The following is a 26879-nucleotide window of genomic DNA, read 5'->3' as shown; positions in this document are numbered from 1 at the left end:
CGGCGCTAGGCGAATTGACCCAGCCGTAGGAGATCTCCGTTGAGGGCGCCACTGCCGAGCCTATCGGCGCGTGCGGTCTCAGGGCGCGGCGGCGGCATGGAGTGGCCGATCGCAAAGAGAAGCGCGCTGGCCGCCGAAAGCAGCGCGAACAGCAGGAACATGCCGGCGCCGCCGACAGTGCCGAGTGCCAGGCCGCCGATCAGCGGCCCGAGGAAGTTCCCGACCGTCGAGAGCGAATGGGCGCCGAAATAGGTGCCGCGATTGCCGGCATTCGAAATGCCGTCGACCAGCACATATTCCGAGGGCACGATGAGCACCTCGCCGATGGTGAAGAGGATCATCGAGGCGACGAGCATTTCCATTCCGGAGGAGGCTGCGAAACCGATTTCGCCGAGCAGGAAAAGCAGGCAGCCGAGCGACAGCGCCGGCAGTGCACCGATCCGTTCGATGACGAAGCGGGCAGGCGTGCTGGCGATCAGCACCGTTGCGGCATTGGTCGAAACCAGGAGCGCGAAGAGGGTGACGCCATCCGCAAAGCCGGTGTTGAGATACTGCGACAAGGTCACCGACCATTGACCATGAACGGCCAAGAGCAGCGTGCCGCCGATGACGAAGAATACGAGCCTTCGGTCGCGCAGGGCGGCAACAAGCCCGCGCCAGCCACCGGCAGCCTGTGTTGCCCCTTTGGTTTGGATCATCTGCCTGTTGCCGGCTTCGGGCACGTTCAAGAAGAGCACCAGGCCGAAGGCTGCGTGCATGACGCCGGCGCTGACGAACAGCGTCGAATAGGCAGCACCGACCCAGACGCCGATCAGCGGCCCGATGGCCCAGCCGGCATTGATGGCGAGATAACGCCAGGAGAAGACTTTAAGGCGCAGATGCTCAGGCGCTGCATCGCTCATGAAGGCACGCGCAACCGGTTCGTAGACGGCGGCTGCGACGGCAGACACGATGTGCGCCAGCGCGAAGGCGGCGATCGATTGCGCCAGTCCGAGCCCCGCCAGCGCCAGCCCGGCCATGAAAAGCGCTGCGGTCAGCACCCCTTTTCGGCCGATGCGATCGGACAGCGTGCCGGCAAAGGGGCTGACGATTGCGCCGAGCAGCGGGCCGGCGCCGATGAGAGCGCCGATGCCTGCGGGGCTGAGGCCAAAATCACGCTGCAGGCGGATCGCGAGGAAGGTCAGGCTCATGCCCTTGGCGATCGTCACCACGCCGGAACCCGCGATGAGAAGCAGCGCAACACGGCGACCCGCTTTTTCGGAATAGGCATTCATCACGGGCACCTGCAGGCTGGGAGCGCTCGGTTTCCGTGGGAATGTCGAGCGACGGGCGTAGGGAAGAAGACTCCCTTTGCGATTACATCCGTCGCGTGTACTCGGCAAGTGGGACAGCTATCCAGCGGCAATCTGTCCCTGTCGGCTGAGGGCGTCGGTTTCCCACTCGGCCGTGGTCTGAACGAAAATGCAAGGCGGCCACCGGCCGTGGCCGCCTCAGGGCTGTTTCACCTGCCGGCTATTCGTTCCCCTGCCGCTCCTGCCAGGTCACTTAGAGCGGTGTTGTGTCGGAATCGTCGACCGGTACATGGCGGAAGCGCATGGCCTGCTCGGCAAGCGGTTTTGCCAGTTCCGCGTAGATCGCCGCTGTCGACAGGCCGAAAGATTCGGCATCGGCGTTCGAGTTCGCATAGGCGATCTCGGTGATCCCTGCCATGCGCATGGCCGCAAGGCACATCGGGCAGGGCTGTCCACTGGCATAGACGGCAGCACCTTCGAGCCGTGGGGAGCGAAGATTTTGGGCGGCGGCACGCAATGCGTTGAGTTCCGCATGCGAAGTCGGGTCCCCGGTCGACAGCATCTCGTTGACGCCGCGGCCGACGATCTCGCCGTCCTTGACGACGACAGCGCCGAAGGGCCGTCCGCCATCCTCGATGTTGCGGCGGGCAAGCGTTACCGCCTCGGCCAGATAGGTCTGTTCCTGGTTCATGGGAGTTCTTTCTAACGCGCGCCGGCGTCGACCAGCAGCGTTTCAATGCTGCCGTAGCCGCGCTGGCGCGCGTGGCTCAGCGGGCTGACGCCTTCGCCATCGGCGAGGTTGACGTCGGCGCCGGCCTTGATCAGCAGCCGCACGATCTCGGTGTGCTTTTCGCCGCCGGTGCCAAGGATGATCGCCTCAAGCAGCGCTGTCCAGCCGAGGCGATTGACGTGGTTGATATCGACGCCGGCTTCGATCAGCGCCTTGACGGTCTCGACATGGCCGCGCTCGGCGGCCGGAATGAGCGCCGTGCCGCCATAGCGGTTCGTGCTCTTGAGGTCGGCGCCATGGGCCAGCGTCAGCTTCATGATTTCGAGATGGCCACGTGCGCCGGCGTAGAGGTAAGGACTGTCCTGGATCTTGTCCTTGGCGTTGACGTCGGCGCCGGCCTCGATCAGCGCGCGTGCCGCATCGACGCGGTTTTCGTGGGTGGCGACGAGAAGGGCCGTGGCGCCGCTGGCATCACGGGTCTCGATGCTTGCGCCCTGTTGCAGCAGCGATTTGACCTTGTCCGTATCACCGGCCTCGGCAGCAGAAATCAGTTGGGTTTCGAGCATGGAGGCCCCCACGGCTGCGGGTGAAAGGCTGAAGGCGGCGATCGATGCGCCGACCAGCGAGCCGAATAGTCTTGGTCGCATTTTGGTCTTTCCGATCATGCCGACCGGTCGAACAGGCCGACCGATCGCAGTGGTTCCGGTTGAGGGCGAGACGTGGAAGCCCGAATTGGCCGCGCTTTCGTGCCGCTCTCGCTCTTTGCGATCTCGTGCTTACTTGAGCCGGCCCGTGACCTTTTCAAGGGCGCAAGATGCGCGTCTTGCCGAACCTGTCCCGCGCCCGGCATGGCGCCCTCGACGCCGACCGTAGGTGGCGGGTCGTCCATTTGGAAATTAAATGTATGAATGATGAAAAGTGGAAATATGAATGCGTTGCCGTTCGACCCGGATCTGCTTTCGCGACCGTGGTCGATTGCGGAGGCTTCACGGCCTCGGTTGATCGCCGCGCATTCCACGCAGTCGAGCGTCAGCCAGGAGGTTATGGCAGCCCAGAAGCGGGGTGTGATCTGCTGAACGGTCACACCATCCGTGGACGGACACTGTCCTGAACGGCCCTAGAGCATCGAGCGGCTGAGGCCACCGTCGACGGGCAACGCGACGCCGGTGATGTAGCTTGCCTGGCGGCTGGCGAGGAAGGCTGCGGCCGCGCCGAATTCCGCCGGCGTGCCGTAGCGCCCGAGCGGGATCTCCTGCTGGCTGCGTGCCGCGACCGTCGCGATGTCGACGCCTTCGCTTTCGGCATCCATCCGGTCGAAGCTGAGCGTGCGGTCGGTGGCAAGCCGCCCCGGTAGAAGCAGGTTGACGGTCACGCCCTCGGCTGCGACCTCGCCGGCAAGTGTCTTCAGCCAGCCTGCGACAGCGCTTCTGAGCGCATTCGAAGCGGTGAGCCCGACGATCGGCTCGCGGATGCTGGTGGAGGCGACGGCGATGATGCGTCCGAACCGGCGCTCGCGCATGCCGGGCAGCAGCCGTCCGGTGATGCGCATGCCGGCCAGCACCATGGTTTCGAATTGCGCCCGCCAGAAATCGGGCTCGATCGCCGAGGCCGGCGAGGGCGGCGGTCCGCCGCCATTCAGCACCAGAATGTCGATCGCGCCGAAATCGGCGTCGAGCCGATCCAGCAGGCCGTCGAGCATATCGGGTTTCGAGAGGTCGAGCGCGTAGCCCCGCGCCGACGGGCCGATGTCGCTTGCGACCTTGGCCGCCGATGCGGCATCGCGACTGGTCAGCGCAACGATGACGCCTTCGCTTGCCAGCGCCTCGGCGATGCCGCGGCCCAATCCCTTGCTGCCGCCGAGCACCAGCGCGCGCTTTCCAGCAATACCAAGATCCATGACCGGTTCTCCTCGATGTGGAATTCAGAATGACCAGGAATTGGAGCTACTACAGTTTTGTTCCAAGCGGAATCGAATTGACCGTCGGCGAATGACGAAGGTAGGCCGAACAGAAAAGCCCGGCCGGAAGACCGGCCGGGCCTTTGCCCCCTCGCCCTTCTTGAGTGCATCAGCGGCAGATGCGAATTTTCTTGAAGTAGACGTTGCCGTAGTGGTCGTAGCGCTTGACCTTCTTGATGAAGCAGTACGGTTCGTCTTCGTAATAATAGGGGCCGCCGTAGTAGTCGCCGACATAGCCGACATGCCCACCCCAGCCATGACCGTAGTGGCCATTGCTGAAACCGATCGAGAAACCGCCGGCCTGCGACGGTGCGGCAAAGGAGACGGCGGCGGTAACGGCAACAACGGCTGCGATGATGATCTTGCGCATGATGTTCTCTCCTCTGGATTGGTTGGGATGAGCCTTCGTCATCCATGAGGAGAAGATCGCATGGGGCCGATATATTCGCAGTTCCGGATGGAACACGGTGTAGCCGGCGGTTGCGGGGGATCGCGATCCGCCGGCTTTAGCGGTTGCCCAATGCCAAAGCTCGAGACCTTCCGCTAGGCGCGCAGTGCGGCTGGAGCGCGAATGCGCGCCATGGCGAAAACGTCTGCAAGCACGCCGTTCCTGAGCGCATAGGCCCTGTGTGTGCCCTCCATCTCGAAACCCGCCTTGCGGTAGAGCGCGATCGCAGGCTCATTGTCGGTGAAGACCGTGAGCTCGATGCGGCTAATGCCCAGCCAGTTGTCGGCGGCATCGATCAAAGCCGTAAGCAATGCCTTACCGATGCCCTCGCCACGGTGATTGTCGTCGACGCTGATGCCAAGGGCGGCCGAATGCTGACGACGTCCCTTGCTGCGGTGCAGACCGGCCATGCCGACTATATGCCCGTCGCGTTCGGCAACGATGACCGTGTCGTCATCCGATCTCGTCTCCATCCACTTGCGTGTCTGTTCCGGGGTGGAAAAGGGCAATCGGAGTGTTCCAGATCGGATGCCGGGCTGGCTCATCAGGGCGGCGACCGCCTCCCAGTCGACGATGCGCGCCGCGCGGATCTTGGTTTCAGGAGGAGCGTGTGTTTCGGTCATTGTTTCCTCTCTTTGCTCCGAGGAAACAGGACCCAACCCTGCTCGCCTCGGCAGGGTTGGTGGGGGACATTTCGCTTAAATCAGCGCAACAGGTCTCCCGCACACCCCTGGGGTATGCGTGCAAAGCACCATTGCGATCGTCGAGTGATTGTCCATCGCGGAAGAATAACAAGCGCAAGTGGAAAGGCAAGTCCGCAGAACGCGCCGAACGCTGCGCGCCGCGATCAGGTGACCTGCCAGGCGATATAGACGAGCGTGGCGGCGATCAGCCAGAGGGCGACGCGGCCTGAACGGGTATGCCGGGCCTCCGCCTTGCCGATCGCGTGCGCCGTCTCGGCGTCGAAGCGCAGGCCGTTCTCGCTCATCGCCATGATCTCGCTGGAGAATTTTTCCGTGCGGGCGGCGATCTCGGGGGCGGCCTCGGCGAGCCGGAGCGCCGCGTGCAGGCCGTCGCGCAGATCCGTGACGATGCGCTTCGGTCCGAGATTGTCGCGAATCCATTTGCCGACGACCGGTTCCGAAGCCTTCCACATGTTGAAGCGCGGATTGAGCGTGCGGGCCACACCTTCGACGACCACCATGGTCTTCTGCAGCATCACGAGCTCGGGGCGCGTCTGCATGTCGAAGAGCTCGGTGACCTCGAAGAGCAGCGTCAAGAGCTTCGCCATCGAGATGGTTTCGGCCGGCTGGCCGTGGATCGGCTCGCCGATCGCACGGATTGCCTGGGCGAAGCTCGCGGCGTCGTGATGCGAAGGCACGTAGCCCGCCTCGAAGTGCACGTCGGCGACGCGCTGGTAGTCGCGGGTAATGAAGCCGAAGAGGATCTCCGCCAGGAACCGGCGCTCCTTCTTGCCGAGACGGCCGACAATCCCCATGTCGACGGCGACGATATGGCCGGCGTCGTCGACGAAGAGATTGCCCTGGTGCATGTCGGCATGGAAGAAGCCATCGCGCAGCGTGTGGCGCAGGAAGGACTGGATCAGCGTCTCGGCAAGCTGGTTGAGGTCGTGCCCGGCGGCCTTCAACCCCTCGATATCCGACATCTTGACGCCGTCGATCCATTCCATGGTGACGACATCGCGTCCGGTCCGTTCCCAATCGACTTTCGGCACGCGGAAGCCGGAATCGTCCTTGGTGTTTTCGCCAAGCTCGGAAAGGGCGGCGGCCTCCAGCCGAAGGTCCATTTCGATCTTCGTCGTCTGCTCCAGCGTCTTGGTGACCTCGACCGGCTTCAGCCGGCGCGTATAGGGCAGGAACCGCTCCTGCATATGGCTGACGAGATACATCGCCTCGATATCGGAGGCGAAACGCTGGCGCACGCCGGGGCGGATGACCTTGACCGCGACCTTTTCGGGCTTGCCGTCGCGAAGCACGATGGCCGGATGCACCTGCGCGATCGAGGCGGCCGCCATCGGTTCGGAGAGCTCGGCGTAGAGGTCCTCGACCTTGCGGCCGAGCGAACCTTCGATTGCGGCCTTCGCCTCGCTCTGCGGGAAGGTCGCCATGCTGTCCTGCAAGAGCGACAGGTCGGCCGCGAACTCTGCGCCGACGACATCCGGGCGCGTCGCCAGGAACTGACCGATCTTGACATAGGAGGGCCCGAGGCGGGCGACCGCGCGTGACAAGCGGTCGCTGCGCTCCTCGCCCGGCACCCTGCGGCGTGCCAGAAGTCCCGCCGCCTTCTGGGCGAAACGGGCAAACGGCGGCAGATGCTCGGTTGGGACGGCTGAGACGACGCCTTCGCGCACGAGAACCCACCCGATCCGCGCAAGGCGGACATATGTTCCAGGCGTGCTCATAGGGTTCAGATTTTCCAGCCGGAATGCAGCGCTGCGATGCCGCCGGTGTAATTGGTGAAGGCGACGCGGGAGAAGCCGGCCTCCTTGATCATGGTCGCGAAGTCGCGCTGGTTCGGGAACTTGCGGATCGATTCCACCAGATACTGGTAGGGCGCCTCGTCGCCGGTGATCAGCTTGCCGAATTTCGGGATCGCGTTGAACGACCAGGCATCATAGAAGCGATCGAGCAGCGGCATCTCCACTTCGGAGAATTCCAGTACCAGCAGGCGACCGCCGCGCTTCAGCACCCGGTGCGCCTCTTTCAGCGCCACGTCGATGCGCGGCACGTTGCGAATGCCGAAGGCGATCGTATAGGCGTCGAAGGAATTGGCCTCGAAGGGCAGTTCCTCGGCATTGGCCTCGACGAATTCGAGATTGGCGGAAAGCTTCCTCTTCTCCGCCCGTTCGGCGCCGACGGCGAGCATCGAGCCGTTGATGTCGAGCACGGTCGCATGCGCCTTGCGGTCGGAGGCCTCGATGATGCGGAAGGCGATATCGCCGGTGCCGCCGGCAACGTCCAGAACCTTGTAGTCTTCGCGGCGCGGCGGGTTGAGGGCGGCGATCATCGCGTCCTTCCAGGCGCGGTGTAGGCCGGCCGACATCACGTCGTTCATGATGTCGTAGCGCTTCGCCACCTTATGGAAGACGTCGTTGACGAGCGGCTGCTTTTCGCCGGCGTCGACATTGCGGAAACCGAAGGATGTTTCCATGCCGCCATCGGCCGATACGCGCTGATCCGTCATACGAAGAACTCCACCTGAACCAATTTTTCCGGCACCATAGCGAAAAGGCCCCATCCGCGCTATCTCGTGGACGGGACCGCGCCTGCGGCATAGCGCACTCCCTATAGGATAAGAAGGCCGCCAAGGAAATGCCAACCACCGCATCCGGTGGCTGAGATCGTAGGAGTGCATTTATGCCGGAGTTGCCCGAGGTCGAAACCGTCAAGCGCGGCCTGGCGCCGACCATGGAGGGCGCGCGGATCGTCAATGCGGAATTGCGCCGTCCGGACCTGCGCTTCCCGTTTCCGGAGAATTTTTCTTCGACCGTTGCCGGCCAGCGCATTGTCTCGCTGTCACGACGGGCGAAGTACCTGATGATCGATCTGGAAGCCGGCGACGTGATCATCGCCCATCTCGGTATGTCCGGTTCCTTCCGCATCGAGGCAGGGCCGGCTGCAGCGACGCCGGGCGAGTTTCACCATCCGCGCGGCAAGGACGAGAAGCACGATCACGTCATCTTTCATCTCGACGGCGCCGAAGGCCCGGTGCGGGTGATCTACAACGACCCGCGTCGTTTCGGTTTCATGGATCTTGCCCGCCGCGACACGGTGTCAAGCCACGCCTATTTTCGCGCGCTTGGCGAGGAGCCGACCGGAAACGCGCTCGATGCCGCCTATCTCGCTGTACGCTTTTCCGGCAAGGCGCAGCCGCTGAAGGCGGCCTTGCTCGATCAGAAGAACATCGCCGGTCTCGGCAATATCTATGTCTGCGAGGCGCTCTGGCGCTCGAGTCTGTCGCCGGTGAAGCCCGCCGGCGAACTCGTCGACAAGCGTGGCAAGCCCAAAGATGGCCTGGTGCGCCTGACGGACGCGATCCGCGAGGTCATCGCCGATGCCATTGCGGCCGGCGGCTCGTCGCTGAAGGACCACATCCAGGCCGACGGCTCGCTCGGTTACTTCCAGCACTCCTTCTCCGTCTACGACCGCGAAGGAGAGGCTTGCCGCACGCCAGGCTGCGACGGTACGGTCGCCCGTATCGTGCAGGCGGGCCGGTCGACCTTCTATTGCCCGCATTGCCAGAAATGAACGCCGGGCTGTCCGCGGCCTGGCGTCGGAGATGAACCGGAGGAAAACAGGAATGACTTACGAAACGCTGCTGGTCGAAACGCGCGGCCGCGTCGGCCTCGTGACGCTCAACCGTCCGCAGGCGCTGAATGCGCTGAATTCGACCGTCATGCGCGAGCTTGCCGCAGCGCTGAGGGCCTTCGATGCCGACAGGGAGATCGGCGCCGTCGTCGTCACCGGCTCCGAGAAGGCCTTTGCCGCCGGCGCCGACATCAAGGAGATGCAGACGCTCGATTTCGTCGACAGCTATCTCGGCGATTTCATTGGCGGCTGGGACCAGGTGGCTGCGGCCCGCAAGCCAGTGATCGCCGCTGTTTCCGGTTATGCGCTCGGTGGCGGCTGCGAGCTGGCGATGATGTGCGACTTCATCATCGCCTCCGAGACCGCGAAGTTCGGCCAACCCGAAATCACCCTCGGCGTCATTCCCGGCATGGGTGGCTCGCAGCGCCTGACGCGCGCCGTCGGCAAGGCGAAGGCGATGGACCTGGTTCTGACCGGCCGCATGATGGACGCGGCGGAGGCGGAACGCGCAGGACTCGTTTCGCGTGTGGTGGCGCCGGAGAAATTGATGGAGGAAGCGCTGGCTGCCGCCGAGAAGATCGCATCCTTCTCGCTGCCGGCGGTCATGATGGCGAAGGAGGCGGTGAACCGTTCTCTCGAGCTGACGCTCGCCGAAGGCCTTCGTTTCGAGCGGCGTCTGTTCCACTCGCTGTTTGCGACCGAGGACCAGAAAGAAGGCATGGCCGCCTTCGTCGCCAAGCGTAAGCCGGAGTTCAAGCATCGCTAGAGCGGGATGAGGAATAGTGTTTACGGTTTTCCGCCCGCATCCCGCTCAAGCCTGTTAGAAACGATCACGTTTATGGTTTTGGGTCGATCAGACCCAAGACCATCGTGATCTAAGCCAGAGCACGGCGCAGATTCTAGAAAATGCGCGTTGACGGGGCGGCTGTTTCCCGCTATACGCCGCCCTCAGTTTGGAACGCCATTTTGGGCTTTCCGGAAATATTCCCGAATTGCTTTGATGACAGGTCGCAGTGACCCGGCACGGCGAGGGCGGAGTTCATGTCAGTTTTCGAAGAGAGGCACCAATGGCCAATACAACTTCGGCGAAAAAGGCGACCCGCAAGATCGCACGCCGCACCGCAGTGAACAAGGCCCGTCGTTCGCGCGTTCGCAACTTCATCCGCAAGGTCGAAGAAGCGATCGCTACCGGCGATCAGGCAGTTGCAGCCGCAGCGCTCAAGGCAGCTCAGCCCGAGCTGATGCGCGCAGCCACCAAGGGCGTCCTGCACGCCAACACTGCATCGCGCAAGGTTTCGCGCCTCGCGCAGCGCGTGAAGTCGCTTTCGGCCTAATCCGGCTAAGAAAAATCTGTTGACGAAAAGCCCGGCCCTTGCGCCGGGCTTTTCGGATTCATACTTCTGTCATCGCGATGGTTAATCCGACGGTATTACGTTGTGTCAATGCGATGACAAAATTTATGAAATAAATTCAATGACATACGGGAGGTCCTTATCAAAAGGATGTCTCTGGCCGGGGCTCTCCTGACCCCGTAATGAGTCAAGCGATTTTTTATTTTTTTTCTTTTTCGCCAGCTAAGCAAAGGGCGAAAAATCAAAACCCTTGATTCAAAAGCGATTCTTCACGGACTCGGAATGCGGCAAGCAAAAGGCAGGCTGAGAGTCAACGGTCAGTGCCTAAGGTTGCTTAAAAATCGCGATTGATCTTGCCCATCGATCCTGCCTAAATGCCCTCCACAGGGGACACGGACCACATCTGTAAAGGAAGCAGAAGACGCCATTTCGAAGAAATGGTTTCGATGTTTCTGTCCTTTGTATCAGGGCGGCTCCGCGTCGTTCAATCAGACAAGTCGAAGGTGAAAAAACCGGATGGTTCGTTCCACTCCGGGTGAGGAGCTTTCGTCCTATGGTTGTGTGGCGGGGCTTGGCTCGTGACGGCGGGTGCAAGCGGCGCCTGCCGGCAGACAAAGGTCCAACGCGCGGCTCATCGCTTCGTACGAGGGTGCGAAGAGCTGTTGACGAGGAGGAGGATCCGAGGCGGTGCGGAAGCGCACCGGAGGATTGTTGACAAGAGGCGCGAGGGGACATCTCCGGCCACAGGTGGGCTGGTGGATGCGCGTAGCGCGCAGCGAGGCGGGAGATGAGGAGCCCGGCGTCGACTGCGACTGTGACGTTCGGCGAGTGCGGCATGGCCTTTCCGGGCGCCGCGGGCGACGGACATACGAGATGACGCCGGCAGTGATGACGGCATCTGAACATGAACTGGAAGGCGGCAAAATGCAGATGAATTTGGTGACGGCGGGCGCACTTCAGAAAGAAGGAGACGCATTCCAAGCCGGAAGCAATCTATCTCAGGCGGCGGGGGAAAAAGTCGACATGAGGCACGACGCACTGTTCGAGCGAGTAAGTGCGCGTCTCAAGGCTCAGGTCGGTCCGGATGTCTTTGCGAGCTGGTTTGGGCGTCTGAAGCTCCATTCCGTATCCAAGAGCGTCGTGCGCCTCTCGGTGCCGACCACGTTCCTGAAGTCCTGGATCAACAATCGTTATCTCGATCTCATCACGTCGCTCTTCCAGCAGGAAGACGGCGAGATTCTGAAGGTCGAAATCCTGGTGCGCACCGCGACCCGTGGCGCCCGGCCGACGACACAGGAAGACGTGTTGCCGCAGGCGACCGAAGCGGCTCCAACCGCACCGGCGCGCCGTCCGGCAGCAGCCCAGCCGGTCGCAACCGTTGCCGCAGCGGCGATTGCGAGCGTACAGAGGCCTGTCCAGGCGCCGCTTTTCGGCTCGCCGCTCGACCAGCGCTATAATTTCGAAAGCTTCGTCGAGGGTTCCTCGAACCGCGTGGCGCTTGCCGCTGCCCGGACGATCGCGGAAGCCGGCGCCGGTGCCGTGCGGTTCAACCCGCTCTTCATCCATTCGAGCGTCGGTCTCGGCAAGACGCACCTCCTGCAGGCCATCGCCATCCAGGCGCTGCAGAGCGCGCGTGCACCGCGTGTCGTTTATCTGACGGCCGAATATTTCATGTGGCGTTTCGCCACCGCCATTCGCGACAACGATGCGCTGTCGCTCAAGGAGTCGCTGCGCAACATCGATCTGCTGATCATCGACGACATGCAGTTCCTGCAGGGTAAGTCGATCCAGCACGAGTTCTGCCATCTCTTGAACATGCTGCTCGACTCCGCCAAGCAGGTCGTCGTCGCCGCCGACCGCGCTCCGTGGGAACTGGAATCGCTCGACAGCCGCGTTCGCTCGCGTCTCCAGGGCGGTGTCGCCATCGAGATGGACGGCCCCGACTACGACATGCGCCTCGAAATGCTGAAGCGTCGGCTGGACGTCGCCCGCCAGGACGATGGATCGCTCGACATTCCCGGCGATATCCTGAGCCATGTCGCCCGCAATGTGACGGCGAGCGGCCGCGAGCTGGAAGGCGCGTTCAACCAGCTTCTGTTCCGTCGTTCCTTCGAGCCGCAGCTTTCGATCGAGCGCGTCGATGAACTGCTCGGCCACCTCGTCAATGCCGGCGAACCACGCCGCGTGAGGATCGAGGACATCCAGCGCGTCGTCGCCAAGCATTATAACGTCTCGCGCCAGGAGCTCGTCTCCAACCGTCGCACCCGCGTCATCGTCAAGCCGCGCCAGATCGCCATGTATCTGTCGAAGACGCTGACGCCGCGCTCCTTCCCGGAGATCGGCCGTCGCTTCGGCGGACGTGACCACACGACGGTGCTGCATGCCGTGCGCAAGATCGAAGAGCTGATTTCGGGCGATACCAAACTCAGCCACGAGATCGAGCTTCTGAAGCGTCTGATCAACGAATAGTCGCAGCTGACCGTTTCAAAGAAAAGGCCCGGTTTTCCGGGCCTTTTTTCGTTTGGGCTAACGCACCGCCTTCAACGTCGGTCGCTGAGACGGCCTGATCGGCTGGTCCTCGACGACCTGCGATGTGCGGGCCTCCGCGATGATCCAGCTGCGAAAGGCGACGACAGGCGGTCGGTCGAGAGCGGCCGGCGGATAGACGAGGTGATAGGCAAGGCCGGTCATCACTCCCTCCGGGAAGGGGGCAACCAGCAGGCCTTCCGCAAGCTCCCGCGCCACGAGCGACAGGCGCACCAGGGCGACCCCGTCGCCGGCCTTGGCCGCCTCGATGGCGCCGTTGCTGTTGACGAAGACCGGCCCGCGCCCGGGATCCACCCCTTCGGCCCCTGCCGCATCCAGCCACAGCCGCCAGTCCTGGCGGTGCACGTCGTGCAACAGCGCATGGCGGGCGAGGTCGCTGGGCGTGTCGAGCGGCAGTTTGGCCCGAAGCGCCGGATGGATGACCGGAACCGGGTCGTCGTCGATCAGCCGTTCGCTGACCAGGCCGTCATACCGGCCGAGCCCATGCCGGATGGCGACGTCGACGCCGTCACTGTTAAAATCCGTCAGCCGGTTCGTGGTGCTGATGCGGACGTCGATGCCAGGCACCTTCTGTTCGAAGGCGCCGATGCGCGGCACCAGCCATTGCGCGGCGAAGGTCGGCGTGCAGCTCACCGTCAGCACCGGCGCACGTTTGCGCGCCGTCAGCTCCTCGGTTGCCTCCCGCATCATGCGGAAGGCACGTCGGAGCGTTGCGAAATAGAGGCTGCCGTCTTCCGTCAGAACCAGTTGCCTGGGCCTTCGTTCGAAGAGCGTTACACCCAGCGTCTGCTCCAACTCCCGCACCTGCAGGCTGACGGCGCCCGGCGTGACGTTGAGTTCGTGCGCGGCCTTGGTGACGCTTGAATGACGCGCCGTCGCCTCGAAGGCGCGAAGCGATGCAAGGGAGGGAAGGGATGTGGCCATGGTTTAACCAAACTCAATCATACAGCGAGAAATGATCGTTTGTCCGAAGCGTAATATGCTGAGAATAATGGCATAAATTCACGACGGTCAACACCGTTTCGATTTAGTCAGATAAACAAATGAGGGTTTTCGCGATGGTGCAGCCGGTTCAGGCCAAGGTCATGGGAGCGCAGGAATGGGGCATGTTGATCATGCTCTCTCTCCTCTGGGGCGGCTCCTTCTTCTTCATCGGTATCGCCGTCAAGGCGCTGCCGCCATTTACGATCGTGGCGCTGAGGGTCAGCCTCGCGGCGGTCGCACTGCTCGTTTTCCTGCGCCTTGCGGGACTGTCGATGCCGCGGGACCCGCGTGTGTGGCTGGCGTTCTTCGGCATGGGGCTGCTCAACAATCTCATCCCCTTTTCGCTCATCGTCTGGGGGCAGACGCATATCGCCAGCGGCCTCGCCTCGATCCTCAACGCCACCACGCCGCTTTTCGGCGTGATCGTCGCGCATCTGCTGACCGATGACGAGAAGCTGACCGTCAACCGCTTCGCCGGCGTGGTCGTCGGTTTCCTGGGCGTTGCCATGATGATCGGTCCGGCGGCACTCGGCGGGCTCGGCTCGAACCTTGTTGCTCAGCTTGCCGTTCTCGGTGCGGCGCTCTCCTATTCGCTCGCCGGTGTCTTTGCCCGCCGCTTCAAGCGCATGGGCGTGGCACCGATCGTGACGGCCACCGGCCAGGTCTCTGCTGCCAGCATCATGCTGGTGCCGCTGTCGCTGCTCGTCGATCATCCCTGGACGCTTACGATGCCCGGCCTCGACGTCTGGGCCGCGATCGTCGGCATTGCTCTGGTCTCCACGGCGCTCGCTTATGTCCTGTTCTTCCGCATCCTGGAAACGGCTGGAGTCACCAACCTGATGCTCGTCACCTTCCTGATCCCGGTCAGCGCCATCCTGCTTGGCGCGATGTTCCTGGGCGAAACGCTGGAACCCAAGCATTTCCTCGGCATGACCTTGATCGCAGCCGGTCTGGCAGCAATCGACGGGCGACTTCTTCGCCTCTTTTCTCGGCCGGCCGCCGACCCCAAGTTAGAGTGCCGCGAGAACGTCTGAGCGTTCCCTTCTTACACGCATTGCGGGCCGGTGGGTGAAAGCACCACCGGCTCTGTTTTTTTCAGCTGGGTTGTCGGCTATTCCTTGCCGCCACCGTCTTTGTTTCAGGAGCAGGAGTTCCGATGCTTTACGCCGTGTTTTGCTACAACAACGAAAATGTCACCAGTGAGTGGAGCAAGGAGCAGGATGATAAGGTCATGCGTGACTTGGCGGCCGTACAGAGCAAATATGCTGAAGCCGGAAAACTTGGGCCGGTGGCCCGCCTGATGCCAACGACAACGGCGACGACGCTTCGGCACACTCACAGCGAGACGATCGTCACCGACGGCCCTTTCGCCGAAACCAAGGAACAGTTGCTCGGCTTCTATGTCGTCGACTGCGCGTCTATGGACGAAGCACTCGAATTTGCTCGTGATCTGAGTTCTGCCAATCCGGCGGCCGGCTCCTACGAAATCCGACCCCTTGCCATCTACAAACCCAGTGAGCTTGCTTCATGACAGACACAGCCTGGATAGACCTCGCACTCGTTTCAGCCCGGCCGCAGGCAGTGGGCGCATTGCTGCGCTACTTCCGCAATCTCGATACGGCCGAGGAAGCGTTCCAGGAGGCTTGCATCCGGGCTTTGAAGACCTGGCCGAAGAGTGGCCCGCCGCGCGATCCTGCGGCGTGGCTGATCTTCGTCGGCCGCAACAGCGGCATCGACAAGGTCCGGCGCCAGTCCCGCGAGACTGCACTGCCGCCGGAGGAAATGCTCTCCGATCTGGAGGATCAGGAGAGCAATCTCGCCGACCGGCTGGATGGCTCGCAATATCGCGACGACATTCTTCGGCTGCTGTTCGTCTGCAGCAACCCGGCTCTGCCGGCAACCCAGCAGATCGCGCTGGCTCTGCGCATCGTCTCGGGCCTTTCGGTCAAGCAGATTGCCCGCGCCTTTCTCGTCAGCGAAGCGGCGATGGAGCAGCGCATCACCCGCGCCAAGTCCCGCGTCGCGGCGGCCGGCCTTGCTTTCGAGACGCCCGATGCGGCCGATCGCGCCGACCGGCTCGCCGCCGTCGCAACGATGATCTATCTCGTCTTCAACGAAGGCTATTCGGCGATGAACGGCCCGGACAGCGTCTCGGCCGATCTCTGCGAGGAGGCGATCCGGCTCGGGCGTCTGCTGCTGGAGCTTTTTCCCGCGGAACCGGAGATCATGGGGCTGACGGCGCTGATGATGATACAGCATTCCCGCGCGCGCGCCCGTTTCGATGCCGATGGCGCCGTCATCCTGCTCGAAGACCAGGATCGCGGATTGTGGAACCGGCCGCTGATCAACGAGGCGCTGGCGCTGATCGACAGGGCGATGCGCCATCGCCAGCCCGGCGCCTATCAGATCCAGGCCGCGATCGCTGCCCTGCATGCGCGGGCGGAACGCCCTGAAGACACCGACTGGGCGCAGATCGATCTGCTGTACCAAGCGCTGGAACGGCTGCAGCCCTCGCCGGTGATTACCCTCAACCGGGCCGTTGCCGTCTCGAAGCGTGACGGTCCGGAGGCGGCACTCGCCATGATCGAGCCGCTGGCCGGCAAACTGTCTGGCTACTTCTATTTCCACGGCCTCAGCGGCCACCTCCTGAAGCAGCTCGGCAAGGTCCGCGAGGCACGCGTCGCTTTTGATCATGCCATCGCGCTTGCGACCAACGCCGCCGAATGCGCCTATATCCGCATGCAACTCGACAAGCTCGACGAGGAGCCGGGCGTCGAAGACACCGTCGTCAAAAAAAGATGAAAAAGCCACGAGGCGGCTGTCGGGGCGGGCCGCCTTGCTTCGTCCTTGGACTGAAAACGAGATCCAAGGAGAAATCCCAGTGAATACCAGCCTTGCCATTTCCGCCCCGACTGCCAAGTCCGTCATCCTCGGCCGCGTCCTCAGTGGCGTGCTCGTCGCCTTCCTGGTCTTCGATGCCGTCATCAAGCTCGTGCCGCTTCAGGTCGTTACCGAAACCATGGTGGCGCTTGGTTACTCCGCAGATCAGAACCTGGCGCGTCTGCTCGGGGTGCTCACACTGCTCTGCACCGTGCTTTACGTGATCCCGCGGACCTCGATCCTCGGTGCCATCCTGCTGACCGGCTATCTCGGCGGCGCGATGGCGACGCATCTGCGCGCCGGCAGCCCACTCTTTTCCCACCTGCTCTTTGGCTTCTATCTCGGCGTCATCGCCTGGGGCGGCCTGTGGCTCCGAGATTCGCGCCTGCGCAGCCTGATCCCATTCAAGAACTGAAAACTGCCTTCCAACCGAACAAGTGAAAGTCGATCATGACCAGGACTGTCGAAGATTACATTGCCGGCCTTTCCGGGGTTCCGGGAGACGTGGCAAAACGTCTGCACGCAGCGCTCATTGCCGCAGGCGGGCTCACCGATATCGTGAAGTGGGGCCACCCCATCTACGAGGCCGGCGGCGCAGTCTGCCTCCTGAAGGGAGCAAAGGATCACGTGACCTTCGGCTTCTGGCGTGGGGCGGAGATGCTCGATCTCGATCCACGCCTGGAAAAGGGCGGCGGCAAGGGTGACATGGCCTATATCCGCCTGCGCGCCACGGACGACGTCGACGACGCCCAGGTGGCCCGCTTGGTCGCAAAGGGCATTGAACTTAACCGGCTGAAAGGCGATCCGATGAAGTAGCGGTTCGCGAAACAAACTTGCAACGCGGCCGGCAAAACAGAGCGCCTTTATCGGCTGCGATGCAATATCTCTTCACGGGAACAGGAATTCACGCCAGATCCCGCGAGGCAAACATGATCCTCTACTATCAGACCCATTCCCCCTTCGCCCGCAAGGCGCTCGTCTTCGCTCACGAGATCGGCCTTGCCGAACGGCTCAAGGTCGTCCACCACGAGACTAGCCCGACTCGGCGCAACGACGAAGTCTATGCCGAAAATCCGCTCGGCAAGGTTCCGGTGCTATTGCGCGAGGGGCAGGAGCCGATCTTCGACAGCGACGTCATCTGCGCCTATCTCGACACGCTGCATGACGGACGCAAGCTGATCCCGGAAAGCGGCGAACCGCGCTGGCGGGCGCTGCGCATGCAGTCGGTGGCGCAGGTCCTTGCCCAGACCGGGATCGGTTTGCGCTGGGAGTGGGAGAGGCGCCCGGAACATCTGCGTTATCCGGAACTCGCCAAGGGGTATGAAGAGAAGATCGAGGAAACATATGATTGGCTGGAGCGCACGCTGGAGCCCGAGGCGGCCGTTGATATCGGCCAGATCGCGCTGGCGACGGCGCTCTCCTGGATGGCATTTCGCAACCTGCCATCGTTCCGTAACCGCCCAACGCTGACACGCTGGTTTGACGTGTTCGAGGAGCGCGCCTCGATGCGGGCGACGCCGCTCTCCGGTGAAACGTTCGATTGAGTCTGTAGCCGGCGAAGACCGCCTGCTGCCTCAGGGGCAAGCGAGGTCGGCCACCACGGCGTCGAGGATCATCATGCCGGCCGGCGTGCAGCGCAGGCGCGAATTTCCGAGCCGCTCGATGAAGCCGTTGTCGATCAGGAACTGTTCGCGCTCCGGGTCCGGATCGCGGCCGGAAAGGGTCTGCCAGCGGGCAAGGTCGACGCCTTCCTTGAGGCGCAGGCCCATCAGCAGCAGTTCATCCGACTGCGCTTCGAGATCGAGCGCCTCGCGCTCGACCATGCCGTGGCCGTAGGTCTCGACGAGGCGCAGCCATTCCTCGGGCTTGCGTTCGGTGGCCGTGGCGATCTTCCCGCTGCCGATGCCGAGGCGCCCGTGTGCGCCGGGGCCAATACCCGCATAGTCGCCATAGCGCCAGTAGGTCAGGTTGTGCCGGCTTTCAGCACCCGGACGGGCGTGGTTGGAGACCTCGTAGGCCGGCATGCCGATCGATGCCGTGATCTCCTGCGTTGCCTCGTAGAGCACGGCCGATTGTTCGCCGTCCGGAACGATGAGCTTTCCGGCCTTGTGCAGGCCGTAGAAGGGCGTGCCCTCTTCGATTGTCAGCTGGTAGAGCGACAGGTGATCGACCGCGTAGGAGACGGCCTCCTTCAACTCGCGCTCCCACTCTTCGACCGTCTGGTTCGGGCGGGCGTAGATCAGGTCGAAGGACATGCGCGGGAAGATCTCGCGCGCCAGCCGGATCGCCTTCAGCGCGTCTTCGACATTGTGCAGCCGCCCCAGGAATTTGAGGTCGCGGTCGTTCAGCGCCTGGACGCCGAGCGAGACGCGGTTGACGCCAGCAGCACGATAGCCGTGGAAGCGCGTCGCCTCGACACTCGAAGGGTTGGCTTCCATGGTGATCTCGATGCCGTCGGGCACGTGCCAATGGCGAGCGATACCCTGGAGGATCGCGTCCACCGTCGAGGGCTCCATCAGCGACGGCGTGCCGCCGCCCATGAAGATGCTGGTGACGGTGCGCGGACCTGAGAGCTCACGCACCTCTTCCATCTCCTTCAGAAACGCGGCAACGAAACGCGGCTGGTCCACGGGCTGGTGGCGCACATGGCTGTTGAAGTCGCAATAGGGGCATTTGGCCGCGCAGAACGGCCAGTGTACATAGACCCCGAAACCGGGGTCCATGCCGTCACCAATCGCCGATAGCGTGGCCGTCTGCATCGTTGCGTCTCTCATGGTCACTTTCAGTAGGGAGCGGGATGCGGGCGGGAAACCGCACACACTTTTCCTCATCCCGCTCAGATCAGGCTCCGAGGCAGGTCTCGGCAAAAATCTTGAAGGCGCGGGCGCGGTGCGACAGGGCCTGCGCATCGCCCGGCTTCCAACCGTGTTTCTCGTCGGCGCTCATTTCGCCGAAAGTGGTCTCGTAGCCCTTCGGCTGGAAGACCGGATCGTAGCCAAAACCCTGGCTGCCGCGCGGCGGCCAGACCACGAAGCCTTCGACCTCGCCACGGAAGAGCTCGACATGGCCGTCCGGCCAGGCAAGGCAGAGCACCGAGACGAAGCGGGCGGCGCGCTCGGAGGGCGTCGTTGCGCCCTTTTCCTGCAGTGCGTTTTCGACCTTCTCCATCGCCATAGCGAAATCACGGCTGCCGTCCTCGCGCTCGGCCCAGTTGGCGGTATAGACGCCGGGCGCACCGTCGAGTGCGTCGATTGAAAGACCGGAATCGTCCGAAAGCGCCGGCAGACCCGAGGCCTTGGCGGAGGCGAGCGCCTTGATGGTGGCGTTCTCCTCGAAGGTGGTGCCGGTTTCGTCGGGCTCGATGAAATTGAGGTCCGCCGCCGACTTCGCCTCGAAGCCGAGCGGGCCGATGAGATCGCGGATTTCGCGGATCTTGCCGGCATTGTGGCTGGCGACGATCAGCGTCTTGTTGTCGAGTTTGCGCATGGTATCTCGTTTCATATTCATTCGATGGACCAGAGGCCCGGCTCCGCACATTCAAGGCTGTTGCCGGCCGGATCGCGGAAGTAGAAGGATCGCGCCCCGTTCGGCCAGCGAAGATCGCTTTCGATCTTGATACCGGCCGCTACCAGTTTCGCTTTCCAGGCGTCGAGCGCCTCGGCGCGCACGCGAAAGCACATGTGTCCCCGGCCGGTCGTGCCATGCGGTGGCACCGGCAGGGTGGCGTCCGGCGCCGGCGGTTTCACCGTCTCGGCCGGATTGAAGATCAAAAGCACGCCTTGGCCGCAGCGGAAGAACACGTGCCGGTTTCCAGCGCGGGTGATCTTCTCAAGGCCGAGAACGCCGCCGTAGAAGGCCTCGGCGGCATCGAGATCGGTCGCGTAGAGCGCAGTCTCGAGTATGCCTTCCAGTGCCGGGGCCATCTTTTCTCCTGTGGTCAGCCTGCAATCGCCTGCTTCTGCAGCGCGACCAGTTCGGCAATGCCGTTCTTTGCCAAGCCCATCAGGCTTGCGAATTCCTCTTCCGAGAACGGCTTGCCTTCGGCCGTGCCCTGGATTTCAACGATGCCGCCGGAGCCGGTCATGACGAAGTTGGCGTCGGTCTCGGCGGCGGAATCTTCGAGGTAATCGAGGTCGATCACGGACTGGTTGGCGAAGATGCCGCAGGAGATGGCGGCGACATGGTCCTTCAGGACCTTCTCGACCTTGACCATGTTGCGCGCTTCCATCCACTTCAGGCAATCGTAGAGAGCGATCCAGGCACCGGTGATCGAGGCCGTGCGCGTGCCGCCATCGGCCTGAATGACGTCGCAGTCGATCGAGATCTGGCGCTCGCCGAGCGCCGGAAGGTCGACGACGGCGCGCAGCGACCGGCCGATCAGGCGCTGGATTTCCTGGGTGCGGCCGCTCTGCTTGCCGTTTGCCGCCTCACGCTTCATGCGCTCGCCGGTGGCGCGCGGCAGCATGCCGTATTCCGCCGTCACCCAACCCTTGCCGCCGTTGCGCAGCCAGGCCGGAACCTTTTCCTCAAGGCTGGCGGTGCACAGCACGTGCGTGTCGCCGAACCGCACCAGACAGGAGCCTTCCGCGTGCTTGGAAAAATTGCGCTCGAAAGAAACCTTGCGCATTTGGTCGGTTTTTCTGCCGGATGGCCGCATCGTCAACTCCTATCGTATCTCGTCAGCCTTCTAGAGCATGGCGCAGGCAAAGGGAACCGGTGGATAGCCGGGGGACCAGTCGATTTTTCCCTTTTGCCATCGGGCGGCAGGATCATTATATTCCGGGCACGGCAGGATGTGCCTGCGAGTGTGGAGTGACATGGTACTGCGCAATCCCGGAGCAAAGGAAATCGCAGCCGCGCTGGATGAGCGCTCGGGCGAAATTTTCCGTCGCATCGTGGAAACCTATCTGACGAGCGGCGAGCCGCTCGGCTCGCGCAATCTGTCGCGGCTCCTGCCGATGTCGCTCTCTCCCGCTTCCGTTCGCAATGTGATGAGCGATCTCGAAGATCTCGGTCTCATCTACTCGCCGCATGTCAGCGCTGGCCGTCTGCCCACCCAGACGGGGCTGCGCTTCTTCGTCGATGCCTTCATGCAGGTCGGCAATCTCTCGGTCGAGGACCGGGCGTCGATCGACCGTCAGGTTCGGCGCGATGATCATATGCAGCCGGTCGATGCGCTGCTGACCGAAGCCAGCCAGATGCTGTCAGGCATGTCACGCGGGGCCGGCCTCGTCATCACCGCCAAGGCCGATCCCGTACTGAAGCATGTCGAGTTCATTCGCCTGGCGCCGACCAAGGCGCTGGCCGTTCTCGTCGGCGAGCACGACCAGGTGGAAAACCGCATCGTCGAGCTGCCCGCCGGGGTCACCAGCTCGCAGCTCACCGAAGCCGCGAATTTCCTCAACGCCCATCTTGCCGGCCAGACGATCGGCGAGGTGCGCGCTCAGCTTGAAACGGTGAAGCGGACGGTGCGCGGCGAACTCGACGCGCTGTCGCAAGACCTCGTCGAGCGCGGTCTCGCCATCTGGTCGGGCAATGAAGGCGACGAGAAGCCGGCGCGGTTGATCGTGCGCGGCCGTGCCAATCTGCTCGAAGGGCTGGAGGGGGCCGAGGATATCGATCGGCTGCGCATGCTCTTCGACGACCTCGAAAAGAAGGACAGCCTGATCGAGCTGCTCGATCTTGCCGAGAGCGGTCCGGGCGTCCGGATCTTCATCGGCTCGGAAAACAAGCTCTTCTCGCTCTCCGGCTCCTCGCTGATCGTCGCGCCCTATCGCGATGGCGAGGATCGCATCGTCGGCGCGGTCGGCGTCATCGGGCCGACGCGGCTCAACTACTCCCGCATCGTGCCGATGGTCGATTATACCGCGCAGCTGATGTCGAGGCTTTCCCGCTAAAGGCGGGCTTTTAGTCGCTGCATGTCTCCTTAAATCGACCTCGATCAAGGACAAAGACATGCAGCAAATCAAAGTGTTACAGCGACCTTTGCGCGTCTGATAAGTCGCGCGGCGCTGTAGGAGCGCGATTGGACCCTTGATTTTTCGGCCCCAAACCTCGATATCGGCTTCAAATCCAGTCACAGCGCATTTTTGCTGACACGCAGGCTCGCGCTTGCGGCGTGGAAATGCGAAGGACGATAGAGACGACACTGCGGAGAACGTCATGACCGACGATACGAACAAGCACGGACCCGAGGCCACCGACGAGGTATTCGATGCCGCGCCCGATGTTGCCGACGCCGCTGAAGCTGCGCCGGTTGCCGAGCCCGATCCGTTGGAGCTCGCGAGAGCCGAGAGCGCCGAGCTGCGTGACAAGTACCTTCGACTTGCCGCCGAGATGGACAACCTGCGCCGCCGCACCGAACGCGACGTGAAGGATGCGAAGTCCTATTCCGTCGCCGGCTTCGCCCGCGACATGCTCGCCGTTTCGGATAACCTGCGCCGCGCCCTCGATGCCATTCCGGCAGAGGCCAGGGAAGCAGGCGAGGCTGGCCTCACCGCCCTGATCGAGGGCGTGGAAATGACCGAGCGCTCGATGCTTTCAGCGCTTGAGCGCCACGGCGTCAAGAAGCTTGAGCCGGAAGGCCAGAAGTTCGACCCGAACTTCCATCAGGCAATGTTCGAGATTCCCAATGCGGACGTGCCCAACAACACGGTGTTGCAGGTCGTTCAAGCCGGCTACGTGATCGGTGACCGTGTTCTGCGTCCGGCCATGGTCGGCGTCTCCAAGGGCGGACCGAAGGTCGTGGCCGGCGAAAACGGTGACGCACCGACTGCCTGATCCAACTGATCAGAGTTTAAAGAAACGCCGCGCGAAGTTCGCGCGGCGTTTTTGTTTTGAGCGGCGTCAGCCGCAAACGCTATCCGAAAAGCTGGTGCAGGTGATCGTTGAGGAAGCGGCCCTCCGGATCGACCTTGGCCCTCAGCGCCCGGAAATCGCCTGCACGGGGATAGAGCGCCGTCACATCCTCGGCGCCGAGGAAATGCAGCTTGCCCCAATGCGGCCGTGAGCCGTACTGCCGCAGGATCGTATCGACATCCCTCAGGTAGTCCCAATAATCGGTTCCCGGCTCGCCCGAGACCGAGAGCGTGATCGAGTCCTGCTCGAAGAAGGGGCTGATCCAGCCGGTGTCTCCGGCGGTGAAACGGTACTCGATCGGATAGATGCAGGTCGGGTGCTTTTCCAGCATCAGCTTGCGCACCGCCTTCACCGCATCCTTGCCGTGGGCGACGGGCACCGCATATTCGAGTTCGTGGAAATTCGGCACGTATTCGATCGGATAGATCTCGGAGGAATATGCGATCTTCTCGAAGCGGCGCTCCGTCGGTGCTTCCTCGGTGATGTCGATCACCTTCATCTCGCAGACGTCGGAGGTGCTGTCTGTGGTCGAGACCGATGCGGTGTCCGGCAGGCAATAGCAATGCCGGCTCTCGGGCACTGGGCACCAGAAAAAGCCGAAGTGGCGGTGTTTGGCGGCCAGTTCGTCGTGCTGTTCGATCATTTCGTCGAAGGTGCAGCGCCAGAGCCTTTCATGCAGATTGTAGCTGTCCATCGCCTGCAGCGTGATCTCCGAGATCACACCAAGCATGCCGACCGATACCCGCGCCGCCTCGAGCAGATCCGGTGTCGTCTCGTCGACAACGAGAATGCTCCCATCCGGCTGCACCAGGCGCATGCCGACGATCTGCGAGGCCATGTTGCCGAGCTTGGCGCCGGTCCCATGCGTCCCGGTCGTCAGCGCGCCAGCCAACGCCTGGCTGTCGATGTCGCCCTGATTGATCAGCGACAGGCCGTTGGATTTCAGCACCTTGCCGAGCTGATTGATGGTGGTACCCGCCTTCACCGCGACGCGCTTGCGCGCGTAGTCGATGCCGACGACACCCTGCATGTTGGAGAGCGTCAGCTGCAGCCCGCTGGTCAGCGCCACCGGCGTGAAGGAATGGCCGGAGCCGGCGCAGCGCACGTTCAGCCCTTGCGACGTCGCCTCGCGCACCATTTCGGCAAGAGCTGCCTCGCTCTCCGGCGCGCCGCGATGACGCACGATGCATGATTGGTTTCCGACCCAGTTGCGCCAGTGGCCACCTGCCTGAAGCATTTTCCCCTCCCTCAAACCGCGGTGAAGCAATTGTCGACGAACAGATGCGTGCCGTTGATGAAGCTCGCCTCATCGCTCGAAAGAAACAGCGCCGCGTTCGCCACCTCTTTCGGGTCGCACATGCGGCCCTGCTGCACGGCGATGGCCGCCTCCGAAACGTCGACCCCGTATTTGCTGAGGCCGACGAGCTCGCGCTTGCCATGATCGGTGGCGATAAAGCCCGGGCAGACGGCATTGCAGCGGATGCCGCGGTCGCGGAACTCGACGGCGATGGCGCGGGCGAACATGTGGCAGGCGCCCTTGGTCGTGTCGTAGAGCACCTCCATCGGCGTTGCCGCCACGGCCGAGATCGACGAGGTGCAGACGATGCTGCCGCCGCCGGCGGAAAGCATGCCGGGCAAAACAGCCTTGGTCATCAGAAACATGCTGCGCACATTGACCGCCATCAGTCGGTCCCATTCGTCTTCCTCGACCTCGAGGAAGGGGCCGACGGCAAGAATGCCGGCGTGATTGAAGAGCACCGTGATGGCGCCGAACGCCGCCTCCACCGCCTTGACGGCCGATGTCACTTCTGCGGATACCGAGACGTCGGCAGGGGCAAAAATCGCCTCGCCGCCATTGGCGCGGATCGATGCCGCGACCTCTTCGCCCTTGCTGCGCGGCAGGTCGACGATACCGACCTTGGCGCCTTCGCGCGCGAAAAGCTCCGACGCCGCCAGGCCGCAGCCTCCCGCGCCACCGCTGATCAGCGCCACCTTGCCTGAAAGCCTGCCTGCCATTGCGCCCTCCTCATCGGCGTTCGCCGCAGTGTTCGCCAAGGGCGACCCGTTTCGCGACGACCTGTTGCTCTCCCGGGGGGAATTATTGTTGACGAAGCAGGGGCTGTCGATATCCCATGGGGGATACGAGGAGCGGGGGGATGAAACCGGAATGCTGGCAAGGGAGTCCGCTGATATTTCGGCGATGATCGGTCTGATCGGCACGCAGGATTTCGGCCAGGCGCTCGACCGGATGCTGCGGTCGTTCACCAGTTTCGACCTCTCCGTCGCCTTTGCCTATCCGTACGATGCCAGGCCGATCGTGCTGCACGACGGCTACACGGCAAAGGTATCGGCGAGCGCGCTTTCCGCCTATCTCGGCGGCGCCTATCTGCTCGATCCCTTCTACGTCGCCTGCTCTGCCGGCCAGCCGGCCGGCCTCTGGCGCATGCGAGAACTCGCGCCGGACCGATTCTTCCAGTCCGACTTCTCGTCGTCCGCCGAGGTTCACCCCTGCGTATCGATGGAATCGGGTGTGCTGGTGGAGGAGGTCGGCTTCGTCATTCCGCTCGACGGTGGCCTGCAGGCGACCTACTCGCTGATGCGCGGCCGCGGCGGCCAGCCTTTCAGCGAGGCCGAACTCGAGCGACTGCGCGTCTATGAGCCGATCGTGCGCGAGGCGGTCCGCTCGAACTGGCGCCAGCACGGCCGGAGCTTTGCGCCGCCGCCCTCCGAAGAGGGCGACAATGTAATGGAAGCGGCGTTCGACAGCCTTTGTTCAGACCGGCTGACGAAGCAGCAGCGCAACATCGTGCGGCTGATCCTTCGGGGACACAGCAACCTTTCGATCGGCAAGGTGATGAACATTGCCGAGGGAACGGTCCGGATCCATCGCAAGAACATCTATCGCCGGCTCGGCATTTCGAGCCAGGGCGCTTTGTTCCGGATTTTCATAGATCATTTGAACGGTCGTCAGCTTTACTGACGCAGGCACTGCGCGTCCGGCGGACGCGCGCCGTTGCTATTTTCAGGCGGCGTGCGAGGTCGCGTCGTCGTCGAGCAGCGTGTAGATCGCGCTGGCGGAATCGCTCGAGCGGATCTTGGCGACCATGTCCTGATCACGCAGGACGCGGGCAATGCGCGACAGGGCCTTGAGGTGATCGGCGCCGGCACCTTCCGGGGCGAGCAGCAGGAAGACGAGGTCGACGGGCTGGTCGTCGAGCGCTTCGAAATCGACAGATGTTTCCAGTCGCGCGAAGATGCCGATGATCGAGGGAAGATTGTTGAGCTTGCCGTGCGGGATGGCGATGCCATTGCCGACACCGGTGGAGCCAAGACGCTCCCGCTGCAGGATCACGTCGAAGATTTCACGCTCGGGAAGCCCGGTGATCTTTGATGCTTTTGCCGCCAATTCCTGGAGGAGCTGCTTTTTCGAGTTGGCCCTCATGGCCGGGATGATCGCATTTTGATGCAGTAGACCTGCCAATGCCATTCTTTTGTCCTCGTTC

General features: G+C 63.0%; 29 protein-coding genes. 13 read left to right on the top strand and 16 right to left on the bottom strand.

The genetic code is table 11. From position 1 onward, the window contains the following. Positions 1-5 precede the first annotated feature (5 nt). The 8 genes from ACTJKE_RS18040 to ubiE all read right to left on the bottom strand — a co-directional run bounded on the left by ACTJKE_RS18040 (position 6) and on the right by ubiE (position 7631). Complete coding sequence (locus ACTJKE_RS18040; RefSeq protein ID WP_440635169.1) at positions 6-1274, bottom strand: MFS transporter; 1269 nt, start codon at positions 1272-1274, stop codon at positions 6-8. A 271-nt stretch (positions 1275-1545) separates the two neighbouring features. Next, complete coding sequence (locus ACTJKE_RS18035; RefSeq protein ID WP_058329113.1) at positions 1546-1983, bottom strand: nucleoside deaminase; 438 nt, start codon at positions 1981-1983, stop codon at positions 1546-1548. An 11-nt stretch (positions 1984-1994) separates the two neighbouring features. Further along, positions 1995-2588 (bottom strand): ankyrin repeat domain-containing protein, encoded by a 594-nt coding sequence (locus tag ACTJKE_RS18030; protein ID WP_057248245.1) that lies wholly within the window; start codon positions 2586-2588, stop codon positions 1995-1997. A gap of 551 nt (positions 2589-3139) precedes the next feature. Then, complete coding sequence (locus tag ACTJKE_RS18025) at positions 3140-3919, bottom strand: SDR family oxidoreductase (RefSeq protein ID WP_058329112.1); 780 nt, start codon at positions 3917-3919, stop codon at positions 3140-3142. 169 nt (positions 3920-4088) lie between these two features. After that, complete coding sequence (locus ACTJKE_RS18020) at positions 4089-4349, bottom strand: hypothetical protein (RefSeq protein WP_058323683.1); 261 nt, start codon at positions 4347-4349, stop codon at positions 4089-4091. A 173-nt stretch (positions 4350-4522) separates the two neighbouring features. Then, on the bottom strand, positions 4523-5050 hold the full coding sequence (locus ACTJKE_RS18015) for a GNAT family N-acetyltransferase (RefSeq protein WP_058329111.1): 528 nt from the start codon (positions 5048-5050) through the stop codon (positions 4523-4525). A gap of 224 nt (positions 5051-5274) precedes the next feature. Beyond that, a complete protein-coding gene (gene ubiB, locus ACTJKE_RS18010) occupies positions 5275-6849 on the bottom strand; it encodes a 2-polyprenylphenol 6-hydroxylase (RefSeq protein ID WP_058323681.1) in 1575 nt (524 codons plus the stop codon). Positions 6850-6854: 5 nt separating this feature from the next. After that, entirely contained in the window at positions 6855-7631 is a 777-nt protein-coding gene (gene ubiE, locus ACTJKE_RS18005) for a bifunctional demethylmenaquinone methyltransferase/2-methoxy-6-polyprenyl-1,4-benzoquinol methylase UbiE (protein WP_058329110.1), read from the bottom strand. Positions 7632-7804: 173 nt separating this feature from the next. Between ubiE and mutM the strand changes: the two genes are divergently transcribed. From mutM to dnaA, 4 genes are all read left to right on the top strand, one after another. Next, positions 7805-8695: a bifunctional DNA-formamidopyrimidine glycosylase/DNA-(apurinic or apyrimidinic site) lyase gene (mutM, locus tag ACTJKE_RS18000; protein WP_058329109.1), complete on the top strand. Its 891-nt coding sequence runs from the start codon at positions 7805-7807 to the stop codon at positions 8693-8695. Between the two features lie 52 nt (positions 8696-8747). Then, on the top strand, positions 8748-9521 hold the full coding sequence (locus tag ACTJKE_RS17995; RefSeq protein WP_058329108.1) for an enoyl-CoA hydratase: 774 nt from the start codon (positions 8748-8750) through the stop codon (positions 9519-9521). A 301-nt stretch (positions 9522-9822) separates the two neighbouring features. Continuing rightward, positions 9823-10089, top strand: a complete 267-nt coding sequence (gene rpsT, locus ACTJKE_RS17990; RefSeq protein ID WP_034797494.1) for a 30S ribosomal protein S20 — start codon at positions 9823-9825, stop codon at positions 10087-10089. A gap of 1041 nt (positions 10090-11130) precedes the next feature. After that, positions 11131-12576: a chromosomal replication initiator protein DnaA gene (dnaA, locus tag ACTJKE_RS17985; protein WP_057248246.1), complete on the top strand. Its 1446-nt coding sequence runs from the start codon at positions 11131-11133 to the stop codon at positions 12574-12576. A gap of 57 nt (positions 12577-12633) precedes the next feature. Here the strand turns inward: dnaA and gcvA are convergent, their stop codons facing one another. After that, entirely contained in the window at positions 12634-13578 is a 945-nt protein-coding gene (gcvA, locus tag ACTJKE_RS17980) for a transcriptional regulator GcvA (RefSeq protein WP_058329107.1), read from the bottom strand. Positions 13579-13739: 161 nt separating this feature from the next. On the opposite strand from gcvA, the gene ACTJKE_RS17975 reads away from it, so the two are divergent. The 6 genes from ACTJKE_RS17975 to ACTJKE_RS17950 all read left to right on the top strand — a co-directional run bounded on the left by ACTJKE_RS17975 (position 13740) and on the right by ACTJKE_RS17950 (position 18062). After that, positions 13740-14672, top strand: a complete 933-nt coding sequence (locus ACTJKE_RS17975) for a DMT family transporter (protein WP_058329136.1) — start codon at positions 13740-13742, stop codon at positions 14670-14672. Positions 14673-14794: 122 nt separating this feature from the next. Continuing rightward, on the top strand, positions 14795-15169 hold the full coding sequence (locus ACTJKE_RS17970; RefSeq protein WP_057247978.1) for a YciI family protein: 375 nt from the start codon (positions 14795-14797) through the stop codon (positions 15167-15169). Then, positions 15166-16440: an RNA polymerase sigma factor gene (locus ACTJKE_RS17965; RefSeq protein ID WP_058329106.1), complete on the top strand. Its 1275-nt coding sequence runs from the start codon at positions 15166-15168 to the stop codon at positions 16438-16440. The genes ACTJKE_RS17970 and ACTJKE_RS17965 overlap by 4 nt, the downstream gene beginning before the upstream one ends. Positions 16441-16519: 79 nt before the next feature. Further along, positions 16520-16933: a DoxX family protein gene (locus ACTJKE_RS17960; RefSeq protein ID WP_245296245.1), complete on the top strand. Its 414-nt coding sequence runs from the start codon at positions 16520-16522 to the stop codon at positions 16931-16933. 35 nt (positions 16934-16968) lie between these two features. Continuing rightward, positions 16969-17334: a DUF1801 domain-containing protein gene (locus tag ACTJKE_RS17955; RefSeq protein ID WP_058329105.1), complete on the top strand. Its 366-nt coding sequence runs from the start codon at positions 16969-16971 to the stop codon at positions 17332-17334. 113 nt (positions 17335-17447) lie between these two features. After that, positions 17448-18062 carry a glutathione S-transferase family protein gene (locus ACTJKE_RS17950; protein WP_058329104.1) on the top strand — a complete coding sequence of 205 codons (615 nt, stop codon included), beginning with the start codon at positions 17448-17450 and terminating at the stop codon, positions 18060-18062. A 30-nt stretch (positions 18063-18092) separates the two neighbouring features. On the opposite strand, the gene hemW is transcribed toward ACTJKE_RS17950, so the two are convergent. The 4 genes from hemW to rph all read right to left on the bottom strand — a co-directional run bounded on the left by hemW (position 18093) and on the right by rph (position 21175). Further along, positions 18093-19277, bottom strand: a complete 1185-nt coding sequence (hemW, locus tag ACTJKE_RS17945; RefSeq protein ID WP_058329103.1) for a radical SAM family heme chaperone HemW — start codon at positions 19275-19277, stop codon at positions 18093-18095. Between the two features lie 82 nt (positions 19278-19359). Beyond that, the gene (gene rdgB, locus ACTJKE_RS17940; RefSeq protein WP_057247983.1) at positions 19360-20004 is read right to left on the bottom strand and encodes an RdgB/HAM1 family non-canonical purine NTP pyrophosphatase; all 645 of its coding nucleotides are present in this window, start codon (positions 20002-20004) and stop codon (positions 19360-19362) included. 17 nt (positions 20005-20021) lie between these two features. Then, positions 20022-20441 (bottom strand): VOC family protein, encoded by a 420-nt coding sequence (locus ACTJKE_RS17935; RefSeq protein ID WP_058329102.1) that lies wholly within the window; start codon positions 20439-20441, stop codon positions 20022-20024. Positions 20442-20455: 14 nt separating this feature from the next. Beyond that, positions 20456-21175 carry a ribonuclease PH gene (gene rph / locus ACTJKE_RS17930; protein ID WP_057247985.1) on the bottom strand — a complete coding sequence of 240 codons (720 nt, stop codon included), beginning with the start codon at positions 21173-21175 and terminating at the stop codon, positions 20456-20458. 160 nt (positions 21176-21335) lie between these two features. Between rph and hrcA the strand changes: the two genes are divergently transcribed. Next, positions 21336-22415 (top strand): heat-inducible transcriptional repressor HrcA, encoded by a 1080-nt coding sequence (gene hrcA, locus ACTJKE_RS17925; RefSeq protein WP_058329101.1) that lies wholly within the window; start codon positions 21336-21338, stop codon positions 22413-22415. Positions 22416-22680: 265 nt separating this feature from the next. Beyond that, positions 22681-23298, top strand: coding sequence for a nucleotide exchange factor GrpE (gene grpE, locus ACTJKE_RS17920; protein WP_058329100.1), 618 nt, complete (start codon positions 22681-22683; stop codon positions 23296-23298). A gap of 79 nt (positions 23299-23377) precedes the next feature. Here grpE and ACTJKE_RS17915 read toward each other — a convergent pair whose 3' ends face one another. Then, positions 23378-24613, bottom strand: coding sequence for a D-arabinono-1,4-lactone oxidase (locus tag ACTJKE_RS17915; protein ID WP_057247988.1), 1236 nt, complete (start codon positions 24611-24613; stop codon positions 23378-23380). A gap of 11 nt (positions 24614-24624) precedes the next feature. Further along, positions 24625-25392, bottom strand: a complete 768-nt coding sequence (locus ACTJKE_RS17910; RefSeq protein WP_057247989.1) for an SDR family NAD(P)-dependent oxidoreductase — start codon at positions 25390-25392, stop codon at positions 24625-24627. 151 nt (positions 25393-25543) lie between these two features. Here ACTJKE_RS17910 and ACTJKE_RS17905 point away from each other — a divergent pair, with 151 nt between their 5' ends. Continuing rightward, a complete protein-coding gene (locus ACTJKE_RS17905) occupies positions 25544-26356 on the top strand; it encodes a helix-turn-helix transcriptional regulator (RefSeq protein WP_057247990.1) in 813 nt (270 codons plus the stop codon). 42 nt (positions 26357-26398) lie between these two features. Here ACTJKE_RS17905 and ptsN read toward each other — a convergent pair whose 3' ends face one another. Then, a complete protein-coding gene (ptsN, locus tag ACTJKE_RS17900) occupies positions 26399-26863 on the bottom strand; it encodes a PTS IIA-like nitrogen regulatory protein PtsN (protein WP_057247991.1) in 465 nt (154 codons plus the stop codon). Between the last annotated feature and the right edge of the window lie 16 nt (positions 26864-26879).

Source organism: Ensifer sp. 22521 (assembly GCF_052044795.1).
GTDB lineage: Bacteria > Pseudomonadota > Alphaproteobacteria > Rhizobiales > Rhizobiaceae > Ensifer.
This window is presented reverse-complemented; position numbering and strand designations above follow the sequence as displayed.